The sequence below is a fragment of the Mannheimia sp. E30BD genome (assembly GCF_041807785.1).
In the GTDB taxonomy this organism is placed as follows: Bacteria; Pseudomonadota; Gammaproteobacteria; order Enterobacterales; family Pasteurellaceae; genus Mannheimia.
Genome location: NZ_JBGTYX010000003.1, coordinates 167,263 through 191,417, shown reverse-complemented (window position 1 = coordinate 191,417; position 24,155 = coordinate 167,263). Strand labels below are relative to the sequence as shown.

Sequence of the window (24,155 nt, the reverse complement as noted above, 5' to 3'; positions counted from 1 at the left end):
AATGGGAGCAGTTCAATCTCAAAACATTATTAAGATCTCCGCTACCTCTGGTTTAACACCTGCACCACAGGCTCGTTCTCACCAAGTGGAAGTGGCAAAATTAATTGATGTAACGACCTGTATTGGCTGTAAGGCTTGTCAGGTAGGTTGTTCAGAGTGGAATGATATCCGCTCTGATATCGACGCTGCTTGTGTTGGTGTTTACGATAATCCTGCCGATCTGAATGCAAAAGCGTGGACGGTAATGAAATTCAACGAAGTTGAGGAAAATGACCGTTTAGAGTGGTTAATTCGTAAAGATGGTTGTATGCACTGTATGGAGCCGGGCTGCTTGAAAGCCTGCCCTGCTCCGGGTGCAATTATTCAATATGCTAACGGTATTGTCGATTTTCAATCTGATAAATGTATCGGTTGTGGTTACTGTATCGCAGGTTGTCCGTTCAACATTCCACGTATGAACCCAGAAGATAACCGTGTTTATAAATGCACATTATGTGTGGATCGTGTAGCGGTAGGTCAAGAGCCGGCTTGTGTGAAAACTTGCCCAACAGGTGCAATTCGCTTCGGTAGTAAAGAGCAAATGAAGTTCTACGCAGAACAACGTATTGCAGACCTTAAAGCTCGTGGTTATGAAAATGCAGGTCTTTACGATCCTGAAGGTGTGGGTGGTACACACGTTATGTATGTATTACATCACGCAGATAAACCAGAACTTTATTCAGGCTTACCGAAAGATCCGAAGATTGACACCACAGTTACACTATGGAAAGACGTCTTAAAACCGGTTGCAGCCGTTGCATTAGGTGGCTTAGCATTAGCAGAAGTTGCACACTATGTAACCGTTGGTCCAAACGTTGAAGAGGATGTTGAAGATCATCACCACAATATTAGAGAAGGAGATAGACATGAGTAAGCCATTTATCGTTACGAATGATACTAAAATTATTCGTCATAAGCCGTTACCTCGTGTTAGTCACTGGTTCCTCGTTATTTCATTCTTTATGACGATGTTTACTGGTGTGGCATTCTTCTTCCCTGATTTTGCGTGGCTCACTGAGATCTTAGGTACACCACAAATTGCTCGTGCAATACACCCTTTCACTGGGATTATTATGTTTATTGCATTTATTATTATGGTGCTAGTTTATTGGCATCATAATATTCCGGAGAAAAACGATATTCGCTGGGCAAAAGGCATTGTTGAGGTGTTAAAAGGTAATGAACACGCGGTTGCCGATAACGGCAAATACAATCTAGGTCAGAAATTACTATTCTGGACATTGATTCTTGCGATGTTTACCCTCTTAATTACAGGGATTATTATGTGGAGGCAATTTTTCTCTCACTATTTCTCAATTCCGGTATTAAGAATTGCGATTTTACTTCACTCATTTAGTGCATTTATGTTATTTACTGGAATTCTAGTACATATCTATATGGCATTCTGGGTAAAAGGCTCAATTAGAGGTATGGTTGAAGGCTGGGTAACAGTTCGCTGGGCGAAAAAACACCACCCAAAATGGTATCGTGAAGAAATCTTACCTGAAATCGAAAAACACGTTAAGAAAGATAACACTATTCAATAATCACCAAAGTGCGGAGAATTCCGCACTTTTATTTTATAACTATGTTATATAACTTAGGAAAGTTATGAGTATCAAAATTTTACCGCAAGATGAAATTCAACAAGTTGCAAGTTCATTTCAACAACCTGAGTTACTTTTTGCTAACCCTAAAAACCTCTACTCTCGCCGTGCAAAACGTTTACGCGAATTAGCTAAAGAAAATCCGTTTGGCGATTATATGGAATTCTCCGCTAATTTAGTGGATATTCAGCTTGAATTATTAACCAGCAGACCAATTGCAAATTATTCGGAAAAAATAACCGCTTGTGTAGAATTAACACAAGGAGATAAACCATTAAACAGTAAAAGTTTCCAACGTAGTGATGAATGGCGAGAGCTATTATTCGCTATTATTGAGAAATTCAAGCCTTATGCAAATGATCCTATTCTTCCAACACTAGAATGGTTAGAAAAAGCCTCTGCTTCTGAATTAGAAACGCTAGCGGATAATCTTTTAAATGAGCATTATGAACTTGTAGCAGCCGATAAGGCCGTATTTATTTGGGCAGCTCTTTCACTCTACTGGGTGCAACTAGCTCAGCAGTTACCTCGTAATACCCGTGCTGAAGTTGGACATAAACATTTTTGTCCTGTGTGTAATTCCGCACCTGTTACCAGTGTCATTCATTTTGGTGAAGCACAAGGTTTACGCTACCTACACTGTTCTTTATGCGAAAGCGAGTGGCACGTTGTACGGGCAAAATGTACTAACTGTGATGAAACAGGTAAGCTAGATTACTGGAGCTTAGATTCTGTTGAAGCAGCAGTGAAAGCAGAAAGCTGTGGAGATTGCCACTCTTACTTAAAAGTGCTTTATCAAGATAAAGATTTTAACGTTGAGCCTGTAGCAGACGATTTAGCCAGCCTGTTTTTAGATTCTGAAATGGAGCAAAAAGGCTTATCGAGAAGCGGGGTAAATCCATTCTTATTTCAAGGCGAATAGCTAAAATAAAACGGAGCATAAGCTCCGTTTTGTTATCTAGGTCTCGAAACTTTTTTAGTCTCACACCTATTTTCAATAACATCTCTCTCTGACATAAAAGCATAGCGGCATTGAGATTTATAATATTGAATTTCAGCAGCATCTGGAATCCGTTGAGCACCGACACGCAATTCCTCCATAGAAAAACTACTTTCCGAATTGTCCTCTACCGGCTTTTTTAGTATTCTACGTTCTGAAATCTTAAATGTCGGTTTATTATTTTCCTGCTCTTCCAAGTCACTTATATTAGTTTTACTATTAGGCTGTGCATAAACATTCCCAATCATAAACGAACATAAGGTCACTAAGATAAGAGATGTCCTCATATTTTTCCTAAAAATTATTAGAATAATATTCTCTATCCATCGCCATATTCTATTATATTTATCGCATTGTGACAAATTCTTCTGAACCTGTTGGGTGAATTGCGACTGTATTGTCGAAATCCGCCTTTGTTGCTCCCATTTTGATTGCAACTGCAAATCCTTGAATCATCTCATCAACGCCAAAGCCAATGCCGTGTAACCCGACAATTTTTTCTTCTTTGCCTACACACACCAACTTCATTCGACAAGGTTGGCGATGTTGAGTTACCGCTGTGTACATTGCGGTAAAAGAAGATTTATAGACTTTTACATTCTCTTTTCCATATTGCTCAATAGCTTGTGGCTCAGTTAAGCCAATAGCTCCAATTGGAGGGTGACTAAATACTACCGTTGGCACTAAATTATAGTCTAGATGTTCGTTTGGTTTATTGTTGAATAAACGTTCTGATAATCGGCGACCTGCTGCCACCGCTACGGGCGTTAATTCAATACCACCTTCAATAATATCGCCTACTGCGTAAATATTTGGCACATTGGTATTTTGGAATTTATCTACCTTGATAAAACCGCGTTCGTTTGTTTTAACACCTGTTACCTCTAAGTTAATCACATCGGTTGCAGGTTCACGTCCAATTGCCCAAACTAAGGTTTCAATAGTGGTTTCACGCCCATCTTCTAAAGCTAAAGTAAGTGTTCCATCTTGGTTTTTCGTTACTTTTTGCGGAATTGCTTGAGTGTGCAACTCAATGCCATCTTGCTCTAACACCTCTAACAATGTTTCGACAATAAGTGGATCCTGCTGGCGTAAAGGTGCGTGCTGACGCACAAACAAATGCGTTTTTACGCCTAAACTATTAAATACACCTGCTAATTCAACAGCAATATAGCCAGCCCCTATAATTGCCACTGATTTTGGTAATTCATTTAATGCAAATACACCATCTGACGTAATGCCATATTCTGCCCCTTCTAAATTAGGAATAGTTGGGCGACCACCTGTTGCAATTAAAATATGATCAGCCGTTATATCTTCTTTCAATCCATCTTCATAACTCACTTCAATAGTTTTTGTATCTTTAAAGCGAGCAAAACCATTTAACACATCAACATTATTTTTACTCAGTACGTTATTGTATGAAGTGTGAATACGCTCAATATAGGCTTGTCGACTTTCCACCAATTTTGCATAATCAAAATGTTCAACAGAGACATCAAAGCCATAATCAGAGGCATAACGGTGAATTGCTTCTGCAATTTGAGCACCATAAAACATTACTTTTTTCGGCACGCAACCTACATTAACACAAGTACCACCTAGATGTTTTGCTTCAATAATCGCACATTTTTGCCCATAGCTTGCCGCTCGATTGATAGAAGCAATACCACCACTACCACCACCAATTGCAATATAATCATAATGTTTTGCCATAATTTCGTCCTATCAATTCGTCTAAATAATAATAAAAGCGATTTTATTATAATCGCTTTTAGTCAAAATGTATGTACCTAAGATTAATTTTTAATGTGTTGAGCATTCAAAATTTTATCAATATATGCCAACACTAAAGCAGAAACCACAAAAGTAAGATGAATAATTACCTGCCACATCATTTGCTTCTCATCAAGGTTGGAGGCATTAATGAAAGTTTGCAACAAGTGAATAGATGAAATACTGATAATTGCCATCGACAGTTTGACTTTCAGTACCGTCGCATTAACGTGATCAAGCCATTCAGGCTGATCTGGGTGTCCATCAACTCGCAATCTAGACACAAAGGTTTCATAGCCACCTACAATCACCATCACTAAAAGATTAGCAATCATCACCACATCAATCAAATTCAATACAGCAAGCATTACCATATTTGAATCCATTTGGTTGAGATCAACCACCAAATGATATAGCGACTTCATAAACTTGTACGCATAAATCCCCTGCACCACAATTAAACCTAGATAAATAGGCAACTGTAGCCAGCGGCTGGCAAAAATCATTTTGCCGAAAAAGTTCGATTTTGGATCTAATCCTGTATTCATATCAATCCCACATAATTATAAAAACACAATAATAAAAGCGGTCGAATTCTAGCAATTTTTTGCAAAAAAATTAAGAGATTCGACCGCTTGTTGTGAAGATTATTGACTATTTTTTAAATCCTTTGCCGTTATTCCAAGACACCGTGTATTCTAAGCCTAAACGGCAACTTGGTAATGCCGGATTTGCCGCTCGACCAATGGCTAATAACATTACCGGCAGATAACGAGAGCTATCAATTTCCAGTAAATCCATTACAGCACTACGGTTAAATACACCAATTGCGTGGGTATCGTAGCCTCTGTCTTTAGCAATCAGCATCAGCTGCATAGCAGTTAAACTGCTATCGATTAGCACCTGATCACGAATATCCGCATCTGTTAATTGCTGATGGAGACCGAGTAGAAAATCAAATTTACGATCACGAAACTCTTGGTGCAAACAACCTGTTTCAACCGATTGATCAACAATATCACCTAATAATTTGTCATATTGCAAATCGGCAAGCACCACAACCACAGCAGAGGCTGTTTCACAAGGTGGTCCATTAAAAGCAACATTGCCCGACAGCTCTTTTTTGACTGCCTCATCATCAACCACCACAAATCGCCAAGGCTGCAAATTCGCTTTTGAAGGGGCAAATTGTGCTAAGGTTAGCATCTCTTGCAGCTCTTCACGGTTGATTTTCACGGTAGGATTAAAGGCTTTAATAGTTTTGCGTTGCTCAATAACTGTTTTTAATTCCATCTTATTTCTCCTCTACAAACACTTTTTAGTCTATAACGTCGAAACGCTCAATGTAATAATTGAAAATAGGTATTCCGCCAATTTATTGAGATAAGTCAAAAATTATCACATAAACAAGCGGTCAGATTTTGCTGAAAAATTTGCAAAATTTAACCGCTTGTTGCTATTTCTTATTCGCTTTTAACATCGCCATTAAGTTCGCTATATTAGCGGACGATTTTGCCTCTTTCTGCTCTTCTGTAAGCCTTGGTTTACTGCTTTCCCACACCAAATCGTCTTGCGGTAATTCCATTAAAAAACGGCTTGGCTCGGGTTTGATGATTTCGCCATATTGGCGGCGTTCCTTACAGAGTGAAAAAGTAAGCGTTTGTTGGGCTCGGGTAATGCCCACATAAGCCAAACGGCGTTCCTCTTCCACATTCTCTTCATCAAGGCTGGTTTGGTGTGGCAAAATGCCCTCCTCCATTCCAATTAAGAAAACGTGTGGAAATTCTAAGCCTTTGGAGGCGTGAAGCGTCATTAGCTGTACTTGGTCGGCTTCATCGTCATCTTCGCCACGCTCTAACATATCTCGCAAGGTTAAGCGGTTTACTACTTGTACCAAACTCATCGGCTCTTCTATTTCATCTCCCTCTAACATTCCTTGCACCCATTCAAACAAGGTCTGCACGTTTCGGCTCTGCATTTCCGCCACTTTTGGATTTGCAGCCATTTCATACAAATAGGCTTCGTATTGAATTTTTGCCAACAAATCTTTTACCGCTTCAATCGGGTCAGACCGCTCTGCTTGGTCGGCAATTTCCACAATCCAACGGGCAAAATCTTGCAAGGCTTGGTAAGGTTTTGGCGTTAAGCGTTGAATCAGCTCAAAATCGAAAATCGCCTCAAATAAGCTGACTTGTTTTTCATTCGCCAGTATTCCCAATTTTTCTAATGTTGCAGCCCCAATTTCCCGTTTTGGCGTGTTTACAATCCGCAAAAATGCCGCATCATCATCTTGGTTTACCACCAAACGCAGATACGCCATCATATCTTTAATTTCCGCTCGGGCAAAAAATGATGTGCCGCCCGAAATTTTGTAGGGAATACGGTTCTGCATGAGCAATTTTTCCAACAAACGGGATTGACTATTACCCCGATATAAAATCGCATAATCTTTATACTTTGTTTTGCAAGAAAAACGGTGTGCAATCAGCTCCCCAACAATTCGCTCCGCCTCGTGTTCTTCATTTTTCGCTTCAATTACATTTAGCTTTTCGCCTTCGCCAAGCTCTGAAAACAGGCGTTTAGTAAACAGATGGTCGTTGTTGTCGATCAAAATATTGGCACAATGCAAAATCCGCTGGCTGGAACGGTAATTCTGCTCCAACTTGATCACTTTTGAATCAAAATCTTCACGCAGCCGCTGCATATTTTCTGGCTTCGCTCCACGCCAAGAGTAGATAGATTGGTCATCATCGCCCACCACCGTAAAGTTTGGCTCGTTGCCGACAATCAGCTTAATTAACTCATATTGGCTGGTATTGGTATCTTGATATTCATCAACCAACAAATAGCGAATTTTGTTCTGCCAACGTTCTTTTGCCTCTGGAAATTGGCGAAACAGCAATACAGGCAGCATAATCAAATCATCAAAATCCAACGCATTATAGGCTTTAAGTTGATTTTGATAGAGCTGATAAAAATGCGAAAAGACTCGCTCACGCTCATCACGCACACGAGAAATGACCATTTCAGGCGAAAGCAGATCATTCTTCCAATTTGAAATGGTGGAAATCAGGGCCTTCAGTAAATCTTTATCTTCCGTAACATTTTCAGGCAATAAATGTTTGAGTAAGGCGATTTGGTCGTGTTCATCAAACAAGGTCATACCTGATTTAAAGCCCAGCAATTTGTATTCACGCTTTAAAATATCAAAACCGAGTGTGTGGAAGGTAGAAATCGTCAGCCCTTTGCTGTTTTCCTTACCAATAGAATGAGCCACCCTCTCCCGCATTTCGCGGGCGGCTTTATTGGTAAAAGTAACCGCCGCAATCTGTTTCGGCGAATAGCCACAGTTTGCAATTAAATGAGCAATTTTATTAATAATAACCCGAGTCTTACCCGAACCGGCCCCCGCCAGCACAAGGCAAGCCCCGTTTGTATATTCTACGGCTTGTTGTTGTTGAGAATTGAGTTTCATAAGATAGTTTGAAAAGTAATTGTTGGGAAGTATTTTAACGGAAAGAAAACAAGCGGTCGAATTTCTTAAAAACTTTGCAAAAAATTCTAAAATTTAGACCGCTTGTTAATCCAAGAAAAATCCCCAAAATGTAAATTTTTCCTTTCAATCTTGCCCCTTTAGCTATATCATTATAAGTTGATTTTTTGGGGGCGAGAGCCTGATTTTGTGAGTACTTTTCTTTTTTCAATTTAAGGGAAAAAAACAGTAGATGGAAAAATTAGAACAAAAAGCTATCATCGAGCTTAAAAATGTAACGAAAAGCTACGGTAGTAAAACGATTCTTAAAAATTTGAATTTAACCATTAACGATGGTGAATTTTTAACGATTTTAGGCCCTTCAGGTTGTGGTAAAACAACTGCGTTGCGTTTAATTGCCGGCTTTGAAGATTTAACTGAGGGTTCAATTATTCTTGATGGGCAAGATGTTTCTAATGTTCCGGCAGAACAACGCCCTGTGAATACCGTATTCCAGAGCTATGCGCTTTTCCCACATATGACTATTTTTGAAAATGTAGCATTTGGTTTGCGTATGCAGAAAGTGCCAAATTCAGAAATCGAACCTCGTGTAATGGAAGCATTACGTATGGTGCGTTTAGAAGATAGAGCGCAACAAAAACCTGCTCAGCTTTCTGGTGGTCAGCAACAACGTATTGCGATTGCTCGTGCGGTAGTTAATAAGCCAAAAGTATTGTTATTAGATGAATCTCTATCTGCTCTTGACTATAAATTGCGTAAAGAGATGCAAAATGAGTTAAAAGCGTTACAACGTCAATTGGGTATTACCTTTATTTTCGTAACACACGATCAGGAAGAAGCATTAACAATGTCTGATCGTATTATTGTAATGAATGGCGGTAAAATTGCTCAAGATGGCACACCTCGTGAAATTTACGAAGAGCCAAGCAACTTATTCGTAGCTCGTTTCATCGGCGAAATCAACGTGTTTGATGCAACTGTGATTGAGCGTGTTGATGCAACTAACGTGAAAGCGAATGTAGAAGGTCGCATCTGCAACATTAAAATTGAAGATTTAGACGTTCACCCGAACCAAAAACTAAAAGTATTACTACGCCCTGAAGATATCGTGATTGAAGAGTTAGATGAAAACGAAAGCTCGAAAGCGATTATCGGTCATATTATCGACCGTAACTATAAAGGTATGACGTTAGAGTCTAGCGTAAGATTAGATCATAACGGTATGAACGTATTGGTTAGCGAATTCTTCAACGAAGATGACCCGAACATTGACCACGAAGTAGGGCAAAAAGTGGCTCTTACTTGGTATGAAGGCTGGGAGGTTGTGTTAAACGATGAAGGCGAATAACAAATTCCAAAATGGTGCGGTCGCAACTATTTTCGGTTGGTTATTACTTTTCGTATTAGTGCCGAACGTACTCGTTTTAATTATCAGTTTCTTAACGGAAAATCGTCAAAGCCAATACTTTGTTGATTTTGCGTTTAGCTTAGATGCGTATAAAGCATTATTTAATGACACTTACGCAACCGTATTGTGGAACTCGCTCTATATGGCAGGCGTTGCAACAATTATCTGCTTGGTAATTGGTTACCCTTTTGCGTTTTTTATCGCAAAAATGCCTGCAAAATTGCGCCCGTTTTTACTGTTTTTAGTGGTGTTACCGTTCTGGACTAACTCGCTAATTCGTATTTACGGTATTAAAATTTTCTTAGGTGTAAAAGGTTTCTTAAATGAAACTTTATTGGCAATAGGCTTGATCAATGAACCTTTACGTTTATTAAACTCAGAAGCGGCAATTATCATCGGTTTAGTTTACATTCTATTACCATTTATGATTTTGCCACTTTATTCATCAATCGAGAAAATTGATAACCGCTTACTAGAAGCTGCAAAAGACTTAGGGGCAAATGCATTCCAACGTTTCATTAAAGTAACTATTCCACTTACAATGCCGGGCATTGTGGCGGGTTGTTTATTAGTATTACTACCTGCAATGGGTATGTTCTATGTGGCAGACTTATTAGGCGGCGGTAAAACACCATTGGTAGGTAACATTATTAAGAGCTTATTCTTAAATACTAACCAGTTTGCAGTCGGTTCTGCGGTAAGTATTGCTTTAACTATTTTAATGGCGTTAATGCTTTATGTTTACTATCGTGCAAATAAACTATTAAATAAAAAGGTGGAGCTTGAATAATGAAAAAGATGTTTAGAAACCTTTTTATGTTGGCTGTATTTGCCTACCTATATATTCCAATTATTATTTTAGTGGTAAACTCTTTCAATGCAGACCGTTTCGGCTTGAACTGGAAAGGCTTTACTTGGAACTGGTATGAGCGTTTATTCAGCAATGATACGTTAGTACAAGCAACAATGAACTCATTAACCATTGCGTTCTTCGCTGCTACATTCTCTACTATTTTAGGTGCATTAACTTCAATCGCACTTTATCGTTACCGCTTTCGTGGTAAAAAATTAGTAGGCGGAATGTTATTCGTGGTAATGATGTCGCCAGATATCGTGATGGCGGTATCTATGCTTGTATTATTTATGATCTTAGGTATAAAATTAGGCTTTATTTCGCTATTAATTGCTCACATCACTTTCTGTTTACCTTATGTGGTTATCGCTATTTCATCACGCTTAAGCGATTTTGATGGCAAGATGTTAGAAGCGGCGAAAGATTTAGGTGCAAGTGAAGTCACGATTTTACGCAAAATCATTTTACCACTGGCATTACCTTCAATTATTTCAGGCTGGCTACTAAGCTTTACGATTTCATTAGATGACGTTATCGTCTCTTCATTCGTAACAAGCCCAAGCTACGAAGTATTACCATTGAAAATCTTCTCATTGGTTAAAACAGGTGTAACCCCAGAGGTAAATGCACTAGCAACCATTATGATTATCTTCTCATTAACCCTTGTGGTATTAAGCCAGTTAGTGGTGAGAAAAAAGGCATAAATATAGTTAGTTGATAAGTAAAAAACCTGACTAGCAGCTATTTGCAGTCAGGTTTTTTATTTGCTTAATTATAATTTGTAAATTTTTTAGCTATTCAAGTTTATGAATAGCTTATCTATAAAGCAGCTTGAGAATGATTTTTTAATCAGAAAACAGATAGACGTTTTGATGAGTTTTTATTTCATTGCTTATCAATGATATGTAATGAACACTCAAAAATCTTTGTGCCTTGCCCTAAAAGCGGTGTACCAGCAATAACTGTTAATTTGTGACAACCGACTGGCAAACGATTAAATTGAATACGATTACGTTTCACCTTTCCTGAATCACGTTCACCATTTTCAAGTTCTAATTCCCATACTGTTTGTACTCTTGCCTTTTTGTTAGCAAAAAATAGGGGAATATAAACCGGCGAACTCTTAGAAAAAGTTGCTTGTTCTGGAAGTATCTTATGGGGTTCTTTTTTTGCTTTTATAGACATATATTTCTCCTTAATAGGAGGTAATTATATGGTAATGGCTAGAAATAAAAAAGTGTTGGAATGATATTTAAACCAACACTTTTTAACTAAATCAAATTTTATTTAATTACACCACACGCCATTCGAGGACCACCACCACCAAGAGGAGCCGGGTGGTCTGAGTGGTTATCGCCGCCTTCGTGGATCATTAATGAACGACCTTTAATTTCATCTAATTTTTTCAAGCGAGGGGCTAATACTGGATTAGTTGATGTACCATCGTGTAAAACGGTTAATGCAGGTAAATCGCCTAAATGAGCATCATCAGACCACGGGAAGCCGTGATGTGGAGCTTTATTAGGGTTCCAGTGTCCTCCTGCGGCTAAGCCTACTGTGAGCTTGCCATCTTTTTCTTTTGCATCACAGCTTGGGTTTTCGTGAATATGGAAGCCGTGTAAGCCTTCTGTTAAATCTTTTAGATTTGGAGTAAATACTAAGCCGTATTTAGATTCAGTAATTTCTACTGTACCAATATCTTTATTGCCTTTTTCTACATCAAGAAGTTGAATCGGCACGATAATTTTTTCCGGTTCGGCTGCTGTTACCGAAAAGCTGAATAAAGAACCTAATGCAATTGCTAATGCTGTTTTCATTTTCATAAGACTGCCCTTTTTTATAGATAAGCCGTAATTGGCAATTCATTTTAACCATAGCAGTCAAAGTTTTACAAACAAATAAAAAACATTGATTTTTCAATGAAAATCCTGTATTTATTTAAATTTTAAAACAATAACTTTTTAGGAGCAAGCACAATGCAAAATGTAGGTTTTATCGGTTGGCGTGGAATGGTGGGTTCAGTATTAATGGATCGTATGGTAGAAGAAAATAACTTCGCTAACATCAATCCTATTTTCTTTACTACTTCACAAGCCGGTCAAAAAGCCCCAGTATTTGGTGGAAAAGATGCTGGTGAATTAAAAGATGCCTTTGATATCGAAGAATTAAAAAAATTAGACATCATCGTAACCTGTCAAGGTGGCGATTATACCAACGAAGTTTATCCAAAATTAAAAGAAAGCGGCTGGAACGGTTACTGGATTGATGCTGCTTCTGCACTTCGTATGAAAGATGATGCAATCATCGTATTAGACCCAGTAAACCAACACGTTATTTCTGAAGGCTTGAAAAACGGTATTAAAACTTTCGTAGGTGGTAACTGTACGGTAAGTTTAATGCTAATGGCAATCGGTGGCTTATTTGAAAAAGATTTAGTGGAATGGGTTTCTGTTGCTACTTACCAAGCAGCTTCTGGTGCTGGTGCAAAAAATATGCGTGAATTACTTTCACAAATGGGTGAATTAGAAGATAGCGTAAAAGCAGAATTAGCAAATCCTGCTTCTTCAATTTTAGACATTGAACGTAAAGTAACCGCAAAAATGCGTGCGGACGATTTCCCAACTGAGAACTTCGGTGCGGCATTAGGTGGTAGCTTAATTCCTTGGATTGATAAATTATTACCTGAAACAGGACAAACCAAAGAAGAGTGGAAAGGCTATGCGGAAACCAACAAAATCTTAGGTTTAAGCGAAAATCCAATTCCTGTTGATGGTTTATGCGTGCGTATTGGCGCATTACGTTGCCACAGCCAAGCATTCACAATTAAGCTGAAGAAAGATATTCCATTAGCAGAAATTGAGCAAATCATTGCAGCTCACAATGAATGGGTGAAAGTGATTCCAAACGACAAAGAAACCACATTGCGTGAATTAACACCTGCGAAAGTAACCGGCACATTAAGCGTACCAGTTGGGCGTTTACGCAAATTAGCAATGGGTGGTGAATATTTAGCAGCATTCACGGTGGGCGACCAATTATTATGGGGTGCAGCAGAGCCTGTTCGCCGTATTTTAGTTCAATTAACTAAATAATCCTAATAACCAATCTCTACAAGCGGTCAGAATTTGTAAATTTTTTGCAAAATCTGACCGCTTGTTTGTTATAATTCTTTTCATCTTTTTTCACTTTTAGATGAATAAATTATGAAGCCCATTTTCCTAGAAATCCGTCATTTAAGAACATTAGTTGCGTTAAAAGAAAGCGGCAGCGTTTCTTTAGCAGCAAAACGTGTGCATTTAACCCAATCAGCCCTTTCCCATCAAATCAAACTCTTAGAAGAGCAGTACGATCTTACACTATTCGAACGTAAAAGCTCGCCCATTCGCTTCACCCAAGCAGGAGAACGCTTAATTAAACTTGCCTATGATATTTTGCCACAAGTGATCGAGGCTGAGCTTGATTTGGCTCGGGTAAAACAAGGTGAAGTGGGCGAAGTGCGGGTTGCGGTGGAATGCCATACTTGTTTTGACTGGTTAATGCCTGCAATGGATACTTTCCGCCAGCATTGGCCATTAGTGGAATTGGATATTGTATCGGGCTTCCATACGGATACAGTGGGCTTATTATTAAGCCATAGGGCAGATTTGGCGATTGTGTCGGAAGTTGAAGATAATTCAAGCATTATTTGTAAACCGCTATTTTCTTATGAAATGGTGGGGATTTGCTCGAAAGATCACCCTCTTGCAACAAAAGAAGTGTGGGAAGCGGAAGATTTTAAAGATGAAACCCTCATTACCTACCCTGTGCCTGATGATATGCTCGATTTACTGCGTAAAGTGCTAAATCCTGCGGGCATTAAAGTTACTCGTCGCAATAGCGAATTAACCATTGCCATTATTCAGCTTGTGGCAAGCCGTCGAGGGGTGGCAGCTCTGCCTTATTGGGCGGTTAAACCTTATTTGGACAGAGGCTATGTGGTAGCTCGCAAAATCACTCAGCAAGGTTTATATAGCAACCTTTATGGGGCAATTCGTGAATCAGATGCTGCCCTTGCCTACCTAGATGATTTCCACGACACCATCAAAGATCAAAGTTTTGCAACGCTGCCGGGCTTAATGGTATTGGAATAGAAACAACAAGCGGTCTATTTTGTTCATTATTTTGCAAATTGAACAACATAGACCGCTTTTATTTAAAAGAAATTATCGACTGCCAATTCTGAAAATATTTCGCATTGTCGCCATTTTTGCCGACAGCCAGCCGATAAATATACAAAGTACAATTAAGAAAAAGGCTTCGCTAAAATTTAAGCTCTTTAGTTCAAATTGAACCGTGAACATATCGGTTACATACTTCACAATGCCTGTAAAATAGCTAATCGTTACTGCACTAAACAGTACAGCTAACAGGCTGCCGAAAAAGCCGTAAATCATTCCTGTGTAAAGGAACGGACGAGCAATAAAGTGATCGGTTGCCCCTAGAATTTGCTGCACTTCTATCGCCGCTTTGCTATTTGCCACATCGGTTCTTACACTATTACCAATCACTAAAAAGACCGCTAATAACATCAATACTGTACAAACAACCGCAATGCGTGCAATCAGCCACGTTAAGGCGGTTAATTTTTCTAACCAACCATTATCTAAACGGACTTCTTGTACACCTTTGATTTGTTGTAAACCATTGCGTAGCTCAACCATTGCATCCGCACTATTGAAATTTGCTTTTGGTTTTAAGGTAACTACCGCCGGCAGTGGATTTTCATCTAAAATATCTAACGCTTCTCCAAAGCCTGTCCAAGAGCGAAATTCCTCTAAACTCTGCTGACGAGAAATATAATTAAAGGAATCAATTTTATCTGATTCATAAGCACGAATACGATCAACCACCGTATTGATATCGTGTTCCGCTAAGTTTTTGTGCAGATAAACCGTAAGTTGTGGTTCTGGATAAAACTGTGTTGCCGCTGTGTGCGTATTTTTCCACAGTAAATAACTTACCGTTGGAATAGTGAGTGAAACCGCAATCACTAATATGGTTAAAAATGTACCTAGTTTGCGTTTCATTAAATCTTGCCAAACCGCTCGTAAAGAGTAGCTGGTTTGAGCACCTAATTTGTTAAATGAACGAATCATAATCTTCCCTTAAAATTTAAGATGCCCTTGTTCCAACACCAAACACGGCTTTGAACGTTTTGAGATGATATTGGTATCGTGTGTCGCAATAAGCACCGTAGTGCCAGCCTGATTAAACTCTTCAAATAAACGGAAAATTTCAAACGAGAGCTTTTCATCTAAATTCCCCGTTGGTTCATCTGCTAACAACAAAATTGGGCGATGAACAATGGCTCTGGCAATATCAACACGTTGCTGTTCGCCGCCTGAAAGATGCAATGGTAGATAATTGGCTTTATCCGCAAGCCCTACTCGCTCAAGTGCAATAAGCGCTTCACGCTCTACAATCGCTTGGTTCATACCTAAAATAATGAGCGGGAGGGCAACATTATCTAAAATGGTTCTATCGGTTAATAAACGATAATCTTGGTGTACCATTCCGATTTGACGGCGTAAAAACGGCAATTCGTGATGAGAAAGACGAGTAATATCGTGTCCGTTAAACAAAATTTGCCCGCCATTGGCACGCTCAATGCCCATAATTAATTTTAACAGCGTACTTTTACCCGCACCGGAATGCCCTGTAATATACGCCATTCCACCTGCTGGCAAGTGGAAATCAATGCCTTGTAAAGCAGGTTTACCGCCTTTGTAAACCTTATTCACATTAGTAAATTTAATCATTGTTGTTCGTCCTCGTGGCTAAATAAGGCTTCGATAAATTCTTCTGCGTTAAACGGACGTAAATCTTCAATCTTCTCGCCCACCCCGATAAATCTGATAGGAATATTGAATTGATCCGCAATCGCAAAAATCACACCGCCTTTTGCCGTACCGTCTAATTTGGTTAATGTAATGCCCGTTAAGCCCACCGCTTCATTAAATAATTTTGCTTGGCTAATTGCATTCTGCCCCGTGCCTGCATCAAGGGTAAGCATAATTTCGTGCGGTGCGGTTTCGTCATATTTTTTCATCACACGCACGATTTTTTTCAACTCGTCCATCAAGTTGTTTTTGTTTTGTAATCTGCCTGCAGTGTCTGCAATTAGCACATCAATCCCTTTTGCCGCTGCAGATTGCATTGCATCAAAAATCACAGAGGCAGAATCTGAACCCGTGCTTTGTGCCACCACAGGAATGTTATTTCGCTCGCCCCAAACTTGAAGTTGCTCTACTGCTGCTGCACGGAAAGTGTCGCCTGCAGCTAACATCACCGATTTCCCTTCATTTTGGAACTTACGAGCAAGTTTACCAATGGTTGTGGTTTTGCCCACACCATTAACGCCCACCATTAAAATCACATACGGTTTTTTCTCTTCAAGCACTAAAGGCTGAGCCACAGGTTTTAACACTTCGCCCAACTCAATTTTTAATTGCTGGTAAAGCAACTCAGCATCTTTTAACTGCTTTTTCGTGGCGTGCTGCGTTAAATTATTGATGATTTTTTGTGTGGTCAGCATACCTAAATCCGCCACAAGTAGCTGTTCTTCTAGCTCCTCAAATAATTCATCATCAATTTTCTTGCCACTGAAGAAATTGCGGAAACCCGAACCAATGTTTTGCTTGGTTTTAATTAGGCCTTGAATTAAACGGCTAAAGAAACCTCCTTGACTAGGCTTTTCTTGATATTCGTCTTGAATTGTCGGCTCTTCAACAATCTCTTGAGCATCTAAAGGCTCTGGTTCGGTAATGATTGGCTCTACAACATCTTCAACTAAAACCGCCTGAGGTAAATCTTCGCTTACAGCAACTTCCTGAGCTACCGCTTCTTCCACTTGAGCTTCTTCTACTTGATAAGTCACTTGCTCTTGTTCGTTAAGATCTAGCTGCTCAGTTGCAATATTTTGCAGATTTTCGACCGCTTGTTCGCCTTTTTCTTCCTCAAATGTCTGTTCAATTTTGTCTTCAACATCATCAAAGAACTCTTTTACCTCTTCAACTTTTTCTTCAACAAACTCTTTGAACTCTTCGACTTTTTCCTCGAATTTATCCTCAATTTCCTCAAACTTCTGTTCAATTTGATCTTCTTTTTCCTCAAAATAGTCTTCTAGCTGATCTGTCTTTTCTTCGATTCTATCTTCCAGATCATCTAATTTCTCAGAAAACGATTTCTCGGTTTCTGGTTTAATAATCACAGGCTCTTCGGGTTGAATAACCTCTTGTTCTTGCTGAATATCTTCCTGTTTTGTTTCTTCTTTCTTACCAAATCCAAGCCAAGACCAAAAACCTTTTTTCTTCTCTGACATATTTTTCTCTCATTTATACTGAAAATAGACTAAACTTACATAGTTTATCAAAAAATCCTTTATTTTCCTTTAGTGAGTATGAAAAAAAATCGAAATTCTCCGCAATCTAACCAACAAATGGGCGAAGTACGTATTATTGCTGGGCTTTGGCGAGGTAGAAAATTACCCGTATTGAATGCAGAAGGGCTACGCCCCACCACAGATCGAGTGAAAGAAACGCTGTTTAACTGGTTAATGCACGATATTGCTCACGCACGCTGTTTAGATTGCTTTGCAGGCAGTGGCTCTCTGGGGTTTGAGGCACTTTCTCGCCAAGCACAAGCGGTCGTTTTTTTGGAAAAATTTGCAAATACCGCTAATTTGTTGAAGAAAAATCTGCAAACCTTAAAAACAGAAAATGGCTCTGTTGTTCAAACCGATACGTTACAATATCTATCAAATAAAAATAGCGGTGAGCCATTTGATATTGTGTTTATCGATCCCCCTTTTCATCAAAATCTTGTGCCACAAGTACTAACATTGCTAGTTGAAAATAACTGGTTGGCAGAAAATGCGATTTTGTATGTGGAAACGGAAAAAAATCACGCCCCATTAAATTTGCCTGAAGGCTGGCAACTTTTAAAAGAGAAAACGGCGGGAATGGTAGTAAGCCGTTTAATTCAAGCGTAATATTTTTGTTTTTTATAACTAAAAAGCATAAAATAAAACTTATCTATCTAACACTTTTATGGTAGGACTATTAGAATCAACATATGAAAAAATTAACTCCTGATGAAGCAATAGATATTGCATACGATATTTTCTTAGAAATGGCTGGCGAGAATTTAGACCCTGCCGATATTTTACTGTTTAATCTCCAGTTTGAAGAGTGTGGTGCGGTCGAAATGGTCGAAACCAGTGAAGATTGGGATCAAGAAATCGGCACGCTGATCGACCCAGAAGCCTTTGCGGAGGTTTGGGTTGGCTTAGTAAATGAGAAAGACGAAATGGACGATGTATTCGCCCGTTTCTTAATTTCACACGAAGAAGAAAATCGTGAATATCACGTTGTTTGGAAAGAATAATAAGGAAAAATATGTCGAACATCGATACATCTCAACCTATTAACGCCTCACTAAAATTTCGTGAAGCAATGGCACATTTATCATCAGCGGTAAGCATCGTTACCTCTAACGGAGCAGCTGGCAAAGTTGGGCTTACTGTTTCTTCAGTAAGCTCAGTAACCGATGCTCCCCCAACGGTGCTTTTTTGCGTGAATAAAAACAGCCACGTTCACGATATTATCAAGCACAACGGCAAAGTCTGTATTAATGTGCTAAGCCACGAGCAAGAAGACATCGCCAAACATTTCGCTGCTATTCTTGAAAGCACAATGGAAGAGCGTTTTAGCTGGGATATTTGGGATAATGGCTTTGACGATCAGCCTGTGTTACGCAGTGCCATTTCGGCTTTACAAGGCAATATTGTGGATACTCACGCTGTGGGTACACATACTATTTTTGTGGTGGAAGTTAACCATATTGATGTCGAGCCGAACCACAGTTTAATTTATTTTGCTCGTCAATTTAGAAGTGTAAACATTGACTAACAAAATATATTTCACATAAATTTGATCAAATCCGACTTTTTTAGTCGGATTTTTTGTTTTCAGGCATTTAAACAGTGATAAAATTTTCCCACTCGTTTTTTCACAGAAGGACAGAACAATGGAAAATTTAATCTGCTATAAACAAATGCCAGTGTGGACAAAAGACACCTTGCCACAAATGTTCCAAGAAAAGCACAATACTAAAGTGGGCACTTGGGCGAAACTCACCATTTTAAAAGGCTCGCTAAAATATTACGAATTAACCGAAGATGGCGAAGTGATTAAAGAAGATATTTTCGATGTAAACCGCCAACGCCCAATGGTTGAGCCTCAACTATGGCACAAAGTTGAAGCGTTATCTGATGATCTTGAATGCCAACTTGCCTTTTATTGCAAACCAGAAGATTACTTTGCGAAAAAATACAACCTCACTACAACCCACTCTGAAGTGTTAAATGCGGTTAATTATGTAAAAGGTGGCAAAGCCTTAGATTTAGGCTGCGGACGAGGCCGTAATTCTCTTTACCTAAATTTATTAGGCTTTGATGTAACCGCTGTTGATCAGAATCAGGAAAGCATCGATTTCCTCAACTATATGATCGAAAAAGAACAAGCTCAGAATATTACGGCAGATATTTATGATATTAACGAGGCAACCATCGCCAATCAAAATGGCGAATATGATCTGATTATTTCAACGGTGGTAATGATGTTCTTAAACCGTGAACGCATTCCAGCAATTGTTGAAAATATGCAGAAAAACACCAAAGTGGGTGGCTATAATTTGATTGTGTGTGCAATGAGTACCGATGATTACCCTTGCCCAATGCCATTCTCCTTTACCTTTGCGGAAGGCGAGCTGGCAAATTATTACAAAGATTGGGAACTGGTAAAATATAACGAAGATTTAGGGCATCTCCACAAAACCGATGAGCACGGCAACCGTATTCAGCTTCGTTTTGCAACGATGTTAGCGAAGAGAATGGCTTAACGATGAACTTATAGGGGCAAATTGTGATTTGCTCCTACATTCTCTCGTAGAATAATTAGATTTCTTTCAAAATTTACATTTCGCAAACGTTTGCTTATGCTATAATACCCTCGTTTTTTCATTCATTTACTGTTGAGGTTAAAGTGAGCAACACACAACTTAGTTACAAAGATGCCGGCGTTGATATCCACGCAGGAAACGAATTAGTCGAACGAATCAAAGCTGATGTTAAACGTACTCGTCGCCCTGAGGTAATGGGCGGTTTAGGCGGTTTTGGGGCATTATGTGCATTACCAAGCAAATATAAAGAGCCTATTTTAGTATCAGGTACTGATGGTGTGGGTACAAAACTACGTTTAGCCATTGATCTCAACAAACACGATACCATTGGGCAAGATTTAGTCGCAATGTGTGTGAATGATTTAGTCGTACAGGGTGCAGAACCCCTTTTCTTCTTAGACTACTACGCAACAGGCAAATTAGATGTTGATGTTGCAGCAAATGTGGTAAAAGGCATTGCTGATGGCTGTGAAATGTCGGGCTGTGCATTAGTAGGTGGTGAAACCGCTGAAATGCCGGGAATGTACCACGAAGGCGATTACGATTTAGCAGGCTTCTGCGTAGGTATTGTTGAAAAAGCAGGCATTATTGATGGTTCAGCCGTTCAAACAGGAGATGTATTAATTGCTATCGCTTCAAGTGGCCCACACTCAAACGGCTATTCGTTAATTCGTAAAGTGTTAGAAGTGAGCAATACCAATCCAGCAACGGAATTATTAGAAAATAAACCACTTAGCGAACATTTACTCGCTCCAACCAAAATTTATGTGAAATCGGTGTTAAAATTAGTGGAAGAAGCGAATGTTCACGCTATCGCTCACTTAACAGGAGGCGGTTTCTGGGAAAATATTCCTCGTGTATTGCCAGAATCTGCTAAAGCAGTTATTGATGAATCAAGCTGGCAATGGCCTGCAGTGTTTAAATGGTTACAAGAAAAAGGTAACATCAGCCGTTATGAAATGTACCGTACCTTTAACTGTGGTGTAGGAATGGTCATTGCTCTGCCTATGGCTGACGTTGAAAATGCGTTAAGCGTGCTAAAAGAAGCTGGCGAAAAGGCGTGGGTTATCGGTAAAATTGAAGAGCTAGGCACTGGCTCTGAGCAAGTTGAAATCAACTAATTTGCAAAATAAATCACTTTTTTAACCGCTTGTAGTAAGATCATTGCTACAAGCGGTTAATTTTTTACAAAGGATTGCAAATGAAACTATTTTGGTTCACCTATTTCGCACTAATGAATATAAGTGCCTTTTACTTAATGTATAGCGATAAACAGAAATCAATCAAAAAAGAATGGCGAGTACCAGAAGTTACACTACTCTCTTTCTGCTTTTTAGGTGGTGCTATTGGCACTTATTTAGCAATGAAATATTTCCGCCATAAAACTAAGCATTGGTATTTTCACATTGCAGTTATCTTCTCCACTTTCACTTGGTTAATTGGCTTGCCTTATTTTTATTTAGCGTTGTAATCACTTTAATTTATCATTAGTTTTTCTAATCCGAAAGCACAATTTATATCCTAGTCCGCTATTTAGAAATTTGATGTAGATCACGTTTTTCATCCCTTAAAATAGGTATTATTTAGCAAAATTTAATTCTATCTACTAAAGGAGATAAAAATGTCAAATATACGTATTGAACACGATTTACTAGGCGAAAGAGAAGTGCCGAATGAGGCTTATTGGGGAATTCATACATTAAGAGCGATTGAGAATTTTAACATTTCAAATGTAACTATTTCTGACGTGCCTGAGTTTGTGCGTGGTATGGTAATGGTGAAAAAAGCCACTGCATTAGCGAATGGCGAACTAGGGGCAATTCCGAAAAAAGTGGCAAATGCGATTGTTCAAGCCTGTGATGAAGTCTTAGTAAAAGATAGATGCTTAGACCAATTCCCATCTGATGTTTATCAAGGTGGTGCTGGCACATCGGTAAATATGAACACCAATGAAGTGATTGCCAACCTAGCCCTTGAAATTTTAGGGGAAGAAAAAGGCAAATACGACATCATCAACCCGATGGATCACGTGAATGCTAGCCAATCAACGAACGATGCCTACCCAACGGGCTTCCGTATTGCAGTGTATAACAGCATTATCAAATTAATTGATAAAATTACTTACCTAAAAACCGCTTTTGAAAATAAAGGAAAAGAATTTGCTGATGTATTAAAAATGGGTCGTACCCAATTACAAGATGCGGTTCCGATGACACTTGGCCAAGAATTCCAAGCCTTTGCCATGTTATTAGATGAAGAAGTTCGTAACCTAAAACGCACAGCAGAGTTACTACTTGAAGTGAACTTAGGGGCGACTGCAATCGGTACAGGCTTAAATACCCCTGAAGGCTATTCACAACTTGCGGTGAAATATCTGGCTGAAGTTACCCAACTTCCTTGTGTTCTCTCAGAAAACTTAATTGAAGCCACCTCAGACTGCGGTGCTTATGTAATGGTACACGGAGCATTAAAACGCACAGCGGTAAAACTCTCTAAAGTATGTAACGACTTACGCTTGCTCTCATCAGGCCCGCGTGCTGGTTTAAATGAAATCAACTTGCCAGAACTTCAAGCAGGTTCTTCTATTATGCCAGCCAAAGTAAACCCTGTTGTGCCAGAAGTAGTAAACCAAGTTTGCTTTAAAGTGTTCGGTAACGACACCACCGTAACATTCGCTGCAGAAGCAGGTCAATTACAATTAAACGTAATGGAACCTGTTATCGGGCAAGCAATATTTGAGTCTATCGACATTCTTGCCAACGCTTGTGTGAACTTGCGTGATAAATGTATTGATGGCATTACAGCTAACCGTGAAATCTGCCAAAACTATGTGTTTAGCTCAATCGGTATTGTAACCTATCTCAACCCATTTATCGGACACCACAATGGAGACATCGTAGGTAAAATCTGTGCAACCACAGGCAGAAGCGTGCGTGAAGTGGTTCTAGAGCGTGGCTTACTCACAGAAGAACAATTAGATGATATTCTTTCTGTTGAGAACCTAATGAACCCAACTTATAAAGCAAAACGCTTTACAGAGGATGAATAAAATCTTCCTGTAAGAAATAGGGCTGGCAGTTAATCATTCTGCCTGTCCTATTATTTTTAATTTAATTAATTTTTATTTAGCTAAGCCAAGCATTTTCCGTCAGCGGTTTTCCAAAGTGACTTTCAATCAATCTTTTAGTTATTTGATGTTCTGGATTAAGTAACACCTCTCTTGTTTTTCCGTATTCTACTACTTCACCGTTTTGCATTACCATTATTTTATCTGCAATATGTTTAATTAGCCCAATATTTTGTCCAACGTAAATGTAAGCAATTCCTTGTTTTTGTTGCACGTTGAGCATTAAATTAAGCAGTTGCGTTTTAACGGAGAAATCAAGAGAGTTTATTGTGTCATCAGCAATAATAATTTCGGGTTCTAAAATTAAGGCTCTGGCAAAGGCAACTCGTTGTTTTTGTCCGCTTGAGGCTTCAGAAATGGGAATCAGGGCATGTTCAGGGTACATTCCCACTAATTTTAAGGTATTAAAAATACGCTCGTTTCGTTCCTGTTCGCTTAAATCAGTTGCTAATCGCAAAGGAGCATCTAATATCTGCCCGATATTGTAGTTTGGATCAAAGGCATCATTTGGATCTTGAAACATCATTCGAATACGTTTGGCACGGTATTTGTAATCGCCAAAATGCAACGGTGTACCTCTAAAAATAATTTCCCCAGAGGTTGGCTCTACCATACCAGTAATCATTTTGGCTAAAGTAGATTTACCTGCTCCATTTTCGCCGATAATTGCCAATGTTTCTTTCTTATTGAGGGTAAAATAAACCTCTTTAACCGCATAGAAATCTTGCTTATGAAACAATCCTGTTCGCTCAATAAAACGCTTGCTGAGGTTGTGTGCTTCAAGTAATGCCATAATATTTATAAGTTGGGAATAAAGTAATAGTTTACCGCAAAAAATAAATAAAAAAAGACC

The 24,155-nt window shown here is 39.0% G+C and carries 26 protein-coding genes; 15 read left to right on the top strand and 11 right to left on the bottom strand.

Annotated elements, in window-relative coordinates:
- Window position 1 precedes the first annotated feature (1 nt).
- The 3 genes from fdxH (at window position 2) to fdhE (ending at window position 2,568) form a co-directional block, all read left to right on the top strand.
- Entirely contained in the window at window positions 2-913 is a 912-nt protein-coding gene (gene fdxH, locus ACERCG_RS03510; protein ID WP_373610695.1) for a formate dehydrogenase subunit beta, read from the top strand.
- The gene (locus tag ACERCG_RS03505) at window positions 906-1,586 is read left to right on the top strand and encodes a formate dehydrogenase subunit gamma (RefSeq protein ID WP_373610694.1); all 681 of its coding nucleotides are present in this window, start codon (window positions 906-908) and stop codon (window positions 1,584-1,586) included. The genes fdxH and ACERCG_RS03505 overlap by 8 nt, the downstream gene beginning before the upstream one ends.
- Window positions 1,587-1,650: 64 nt before the next feature.
- Complete coding sequence (fdhE, locus tag ACERCG_RS03500; protein ID WP_373610693.1) at window positions 1,651-2,568, top strand: formate dehydrogenase accessory protein FdhE; 918 nt, start codon at window positions 1,651-1,653, stop codon at window positions 2,566-2,568.
- A 32-nt stretch (window positions 2,569-2,600) separates the two neighbouring features.
- Here fdhE and ACERCG_RS03495 read toward each other — a convergent pair whose 3' ends face one another.
- From ACERCG_RS03495 to rep, 5 genes are all read right to left on the bottom strand, one after another.
- Complete coding sequence (locus ACERCG_RS03495) at window positions 2,601-2,894, bottom strand: hypothetical protein (RefSeq protein WP_373610692.1); 294 nt, start codon at window positions 2,892-2,894, stop codon at window positions 2,601-2,603.
- A gap of 97 nt (window positions 2,895-2,991) precedes the next feature.
- A complete protein-coding gene (gene gorA, locus ACERCG_RS03490) occupies window positions 2,992-4,362 on the bottom strand; it encodes a glutathione-disulfide reductase (RefSeq protein ID WP_373610691.1) in 1,371 nt (456 codons plus the stop codon).
- 83 nt (window positions 4,363-4,445) lie between these two features.
- A complete protein-coding gene (locus ACERCG_RS03485; protein ID WP_373610690.1) occupies window positions 4,446-4,970 on the bottom strand; it encodes a TIGR00645 family protein in 525 nt (174 codons plus the stop codon).
- A 106-nt stretch (window positions 4,971-5,076) separates the two neighbouring features.
- A complete protein-coding gene (locus tag ACERCG_RS03480; RefSeq protein WP_373610689.1) occupies window positions 5,077-5,715 on the bottom strand; it encodes a nitroreductase family protein in 639 nt (212 codons plus the stop codon).
- 163 nt (window positions 5,716-5,878) lie between these two features.
- Complete coding sequence (gene rep / locus ACERCG_RS03475; RefSeq protein ID WP_373610688.1) at window positions 5,879-7,897, bottom strand: DNA helicase Rep; 2,019 nt, start codon at window positions 7,895-7,897, stop codon at window positions 5,879-5,881.
- Window positions 7,898-8,147: 250 nt separating this feature from the next.
- On the opposite strand from rep, the gene potA reads away from it, so the two are divergent.
- The 3 genes from potA to potC are packed head-to-tail and all read left to right on the top strand — an operon-like array spanning window position 8,148 to window position 10,880.
- A complete protein-coding gene (gene potA / locus ACERCG_RS03470; protein WP_373610686.1) occupies window positions 8,148-9,263 on the top strand; it encodes a spermidine/putrescine ABC transporter ATP-binding protein PotA in 1,116 nt (371 codons plus the stop codon).
- Window positions 9,250-10,113 carry a spermidine/putrescine ABC transporter permease PotB gene (gene potB / locus ACERCG_RS03465; RefSeq protein ID WP_373610685.1) on the top strand — a complete coding sequence of 288 codons (864 nt, stop codon included), beginning with the start codon at window positions 9,250-9,252 and terminating at the stop codon, window positions 10,111-10,113. The genes potA and potB overlap by 14 nt, the downstream gene beginning before the upstream one ends.
- Window positions 10,113-10,880 carry a spermidine/putrescine ABC transporter permease PotC gene (potC, locus tag ACERCG_RS03460; RefSeq protein ID WP_373610683.1) on the top strand — a complete coding sequence of 256 codons (768 nt, stop codon included), beginning with the start codon at window positions 10,113-10,115 and terminating at the stop codon, window positions 10,878-10,880. Before potB ends, potC begins: the two co-directional genes overlap by 1 nt.
- Window positions 10,881-11,061: 181 nt before the next feature.
- On the opposite strand, the gene ACERCG_RS03455 is transcribed toward potC, so the two are convergent.
- Window positions 11,062-11,361, bottom strand: a complete 300-nt coding sequence (locus ACERCG_RS03455; protein WP_373610682.1) for a hypothetical protein — start codon at window positions 11,359-11,361, stop codon at window positions 11,062-11,064.
- A 98-nt stretch (window positions 11,362-11,459) separates the two neighbouring features.
- Window positions 11,460-11,999 carry a superoxide dismutase [Cu-Zn] SodC gene (sodC, locus tag ACERCG_RS03450; protein WP_373610681.1) on the bottom strand — a complete coding sequence of 180 codons (540 nt, stop codon included), beginning with the start codon at window positions 11,997-11,999 and terminating at the stop codon, window positions 11,460-11,462.
- A gap of 153 nt (window positions 12,000-12,152) precedes the next feature.
- Here sodC and asd point away from each other — a divergent pair, with 153 nt between their 5' ends.
- A complete protein-coding gene (gene asd / locus ACERCG_RS03445) occupies window positions 12,153-13,268 on the top strand; it encodes an aspartate-semialdehyde dehydrogenase (RefSeq protein WP_373610680.1) in 1,116 nt (371 codons plus the stop codon).
- A gap of 111 nt (window positions 13,269-13,379) precedes the next feature.
- Window positions 13,380-14,306: a LysR family transcriptional regulator gene (locus tag ACERCG_RS03440; RefSeq protein ID WP_373610679.1), complete on the top strand. Its 927-nt coding sequence runs from the start codon at window positions 13,380-13,382 to the stop codon at window positions 14,304-14,306.
- 72 nt (window positions 14,307-14,378) lie between these two features.
- Here ACERCG_RS03440 and ftsX read toward each other — a convergent pair whose 3' ends face one another.
- The 3 genes from ftsX to ftsY are packed head-to-tail and all read right to left on the bottom strand — an operon-like array spanning window position 14,379 to window position 17,536.
- Complete coding sequence (gene ftsX, locus ACERCG_RS03435; RefSeq protein WP_373610678.1) at window positions 14,379-15,311, bottom strand: permease-like cell division protein FtsX; 933 nt, start codon at window positions 15,309-15,311, stop codon at window positions 14,379-14,381.
- 9 nt (window positions 15,312-15,320) lie between these two features.
- Window positions 15,321-15,974, bottom strand: a complete 654-nt coding sequence (gene ftsE / locus ACERCG_RS03430; protein ID WP_373610677.1) for a cell division ATP-binding protein FtsE — start codon at window positions 15,972-15,974, stop codon at window positions 15,321-15,323.
- Window positions 15,971-17,536 carry a signal recognition particle-docking protein FtsY gene (gene ftsY, locus ACERCG_RS03425; protein WP_373610676.1) on the bottom strand — a complete coding sequence of 522 codons (1,566 nt, stop codon included), beginning with the start codon at window positions 17,534-17,536 and terminating at the stop codon, window positions 15,971-15,973. The genes ftsE and ftsY overlap by 4 nt, the downstream gene beginning before the upstream one ends.
- 78 nt (window positions 17,537-17,614) lie before the next feature.
- On the opposite strand from ftsY, the gene rsmD reads away from it, so the two are divergent.
- From rsmD to aspA, 7 genes are all read left to right on the top strand, one after another.
- A complete protein-coding gene (gene rsmD / locus ACERCG_RS03420) occupies window positions 17,615-18,205 on the top strand; it encodes a 16S rRNA (guanine(966)-N(2))-methyltransferase RsmD (RefSeq protein ID WP_373610675.1) in 591 nt (196 codons plus the stop codon).
- 83 nt (window positions 18,206-18,288) lie between these two features.
- Complete coding sequence (locus tag ACERCG_RS03415; RefSeq protein WP_373610674.1) at window positions 18,289-18,600, top strand: HI1450 family dsDNA-mimic protein; 312 nt, start codon at window positions 18,289-18,291, stop codon at window positions 18,598-18,600.
- 11 nt (window positions 18,601-18,611) lie between these two features.
- Window positions 18,612-19,124 carry a 4-hydroxyphenylacetate 3-monooxygenase, reductase component gene (gene hpaC, locus ACERCG_RS03410; protein WP_373610673.1) on the top strand — a complete coding sequence of 171 codons (513 nt, stop codon included), beginning with the start codon at window positions 18,612-18,614 and terminating at the stop codon, window positions 19,122-19,124.
- 118 nt (window positions 19,125-19,242) lie between these two features.
- On the top strand, window positions 19,243-20,115 hold the full coding sequence (tehB, locus tag ACERCG_RS03405) for an SAM-dependent methyltransferase TehB (RefSeq protein WP_373610672.1): 873 nt from the start codon (window positions 19,243-19,245) through the stop codon (window positions 20,113-20,115).
- 143 nt (window positions 20,116-20,258) lie between these two features.
- Window positions 20,259-21,296 carry a phosphoribosylformylglycinamidine cyclo-ligase gene (purM, locus tag ACERCG_RS03400; protein ID WP_373610671.1) on the top strand — a complete coding sequence of 346 codons (1,038 nt, stop codon included), beginning with the start codon at window positions 20,259-20,261 and terminating at the stop codon, window positions 21,294-21,296.
- A gap of 80 nt (window positions 21,297-21,376) precedes the next feature.
- Window positions 21,377-21,646, top strand: coding sequence for a DUF1294 domain-containing protein (locus tag ACERCG_RS03395; RefSeq protein WP_373610670.1), 270 nt, complete (start codon window positions 21,377-21,379; stop codon window positions 21,644-21,646).
- A 150-nt stretch (window positions 21,647-21,796) separates the two neighbouring features.
- Window positions 21,797-23,224, top strand: a complete 1,428-nt coding sequence (gene aspA / locus ACERCG_RS03390; protein WP_373610669.1) for an aspartate ammonia-lyase — start codon at window positions 21,797-21,799, stop codon at window positions 23,222-23,224.
- A gap of 76 nt (window positions 23,225-23,300) precedes the next feature.
- Here aspA and ACERCG_RS03385 read toward each other — a convergent pair whose 3' ends face one another.
- Entirely contained in the window at window positions 23,301-24,095 is a 795-nt protein-coding gene (locus tag ACERCG_RS03385; protein WP_373610667.1) for an ATP-binding cassette domain-containing protein, read from the bottom strand.
- Window positions 24,096-24,155: the final 60 nt, after the last annotated feature.

Bases quoted from the DNA above. Each gene is read 5' to 3' on its own strand.
- ACERCG_RS03455 (WP_373610682.1), bottom strand. From the start codon at position 11,361: ATGTCTATAAAAGCAAAAAAAGAACCCCATAAGATACTTCCAGAACAA.
- asd (WP_373610680.1), top strand. From the start codon at position 12,153: ATGCAAAATGTAGGTTTTATCGGTTGGCGTGGAATGGTGGGTTCAGTA.
- tehB (WP_373610672.1), top strand. From the start codon at position 19,243: ATGGAAAATTTAATCTGCTATAAACAAATGCCAGTGTGGACAAAAGAC.
- gorA (WP_373610691.1), bottom strand. From the start codon at position 4,362: ATGGCAAAACATTATGATTATATTGCAATTGGTGGTGGTAGTGGTGGT.
- ACERCG_RS03415 (WP_373610674.1), top strand. From the start codon at position 18,289: ATGAAAAAATTAACTCCTGATGAAGCAATAGATATTGCATACGATATT.
- ACERCG_RS03385 (WP_373610667.1), bottom strand. From the start codon at position 24,095: ATGGCATTACTTGAAGCACACAACCTCAGCAAGCGTTTTATTGAGCGA.
- ACERCG_RS03495 (WP_373610692.1), bottom strand. From the start codon at position 2,894: ATGATTGGGAATGTTTATGCACAGCCTAATAGTAAAACTAATATAAGT.
- rsmD (WP_373610675.1), top strand. From the start codon at position 17,615: ATGAAAAAAAATCGAAATTCTCCGCAATCTAACCAACAAATGGGCGAA.
- potA (WP_373610686.1), top strand. From the start codon at position 8,148: ATGGAAAAATTAGAACAAAAAGCTATCATCGAGCTTAAAAATGTAACG.
- ACERCG_RS03395 (WP_373610670.1), top strand. From the start codon at position 21,377: ATGAAACTATTTTGGTTCACCTATTTCGCACTAATGAATATAAGTGCC.
- sodC (WP_373610681.1), bottom strand. From the start codon at position 11,999: ATGAAAATGAAAACAGCATTAGCAATTGCATTAGGTTCTTTATTCAGC.
- ftsX (WP_373610678.1), bottom strand. From the start codon at position 15,311: ATGATTCGTTCATTTAACAAATTAGGTGCTCAAACCAGCTACTCTTTA.
- fdhE (WP_373610693.1), top strand. From the start codon at position 1,651: ATGAGTATCAAAATTTTACCGCAAGATGAAATTCAACAAGTTGCAAGT.
- ftsY (WP_373610676.1), bottom strand. From the start codon at position 17,536: ATGTCAGAGAAGAAAAAAGGTTTTTGGTCTTGGCTTGGATTTGGTAAG.
- ACERCG_RS03485 (WP_373610690.1), bottom strand. From the start codon at position 4,970: ATGAATACAGGATTAGATCCAAAATCGAACTTTTTCGGCAAAATGATT.
- ftsE (WP_373610677.1), bottom strand. From the start codon at position 15,974: ATGATTAAATTTACTAATGTGAATAAGGTTTACAAAGGCGGTAAACCT.
- fdxH (WP_373610695.1), top strand. From the start codon at position 2: ATGGGAGCAGTTCAATCTCAAAACATTATTAAGATCTCCGCTACCTCT.
- rep (WP_373610688.1), bottom strand. From the start codon at position 7,897: ATGAAACTCAATTCTCAACAACAACAAGCCGTAGAATATACAAACGGG.
- potB (WP_373610685.1), top strand. From the start codon at position 9,250: ATGAAGGCGAATAACAAATTCCAAAATGGTGCGGTCGCAACTATTTTC.
- potC (WP_373610683.1), top strand. From the start codon at position 10,113: ATGAAAAAGATGTTTAGAAACCTTTTTATGTTGGCTGTATTTGCCTAC.
- ACERCG_RS03505 (WP_373610694.1), top strand. From the start codon at position 906: ATGAGTAAGCCATTTATCGTTACGAATGATACTAAAATTATTCGTCAT.
- aspA (WP_373610669.1), top strand. From the start codon at position 21,797: ATGTCAAATATACGTATTGAACACGATTTACTAGGCGAAAGAGAAGTG.
- ACERCG_RS03480 (WP_373610689.1), bottom strand. From the start codon at position 5,715: ATGGAATTAAAAACAGTTATTGAGCAACGCAAAACTATTAAAGCCTTT.
- ACERCG_RS03440 (WP_373610679.1), top strand. From the start codon at position 13,380: ATGAAGCCCATTTTCCTAGAAATCCGTCATTTAAGAACATTAGTTGCG.
- hpaC (WP_373610673.1), top strand. From the start codon at position 18,612: ATGTCGAACATCGATACATCTCAACCTATTAACGCCTCACTAAAATTT.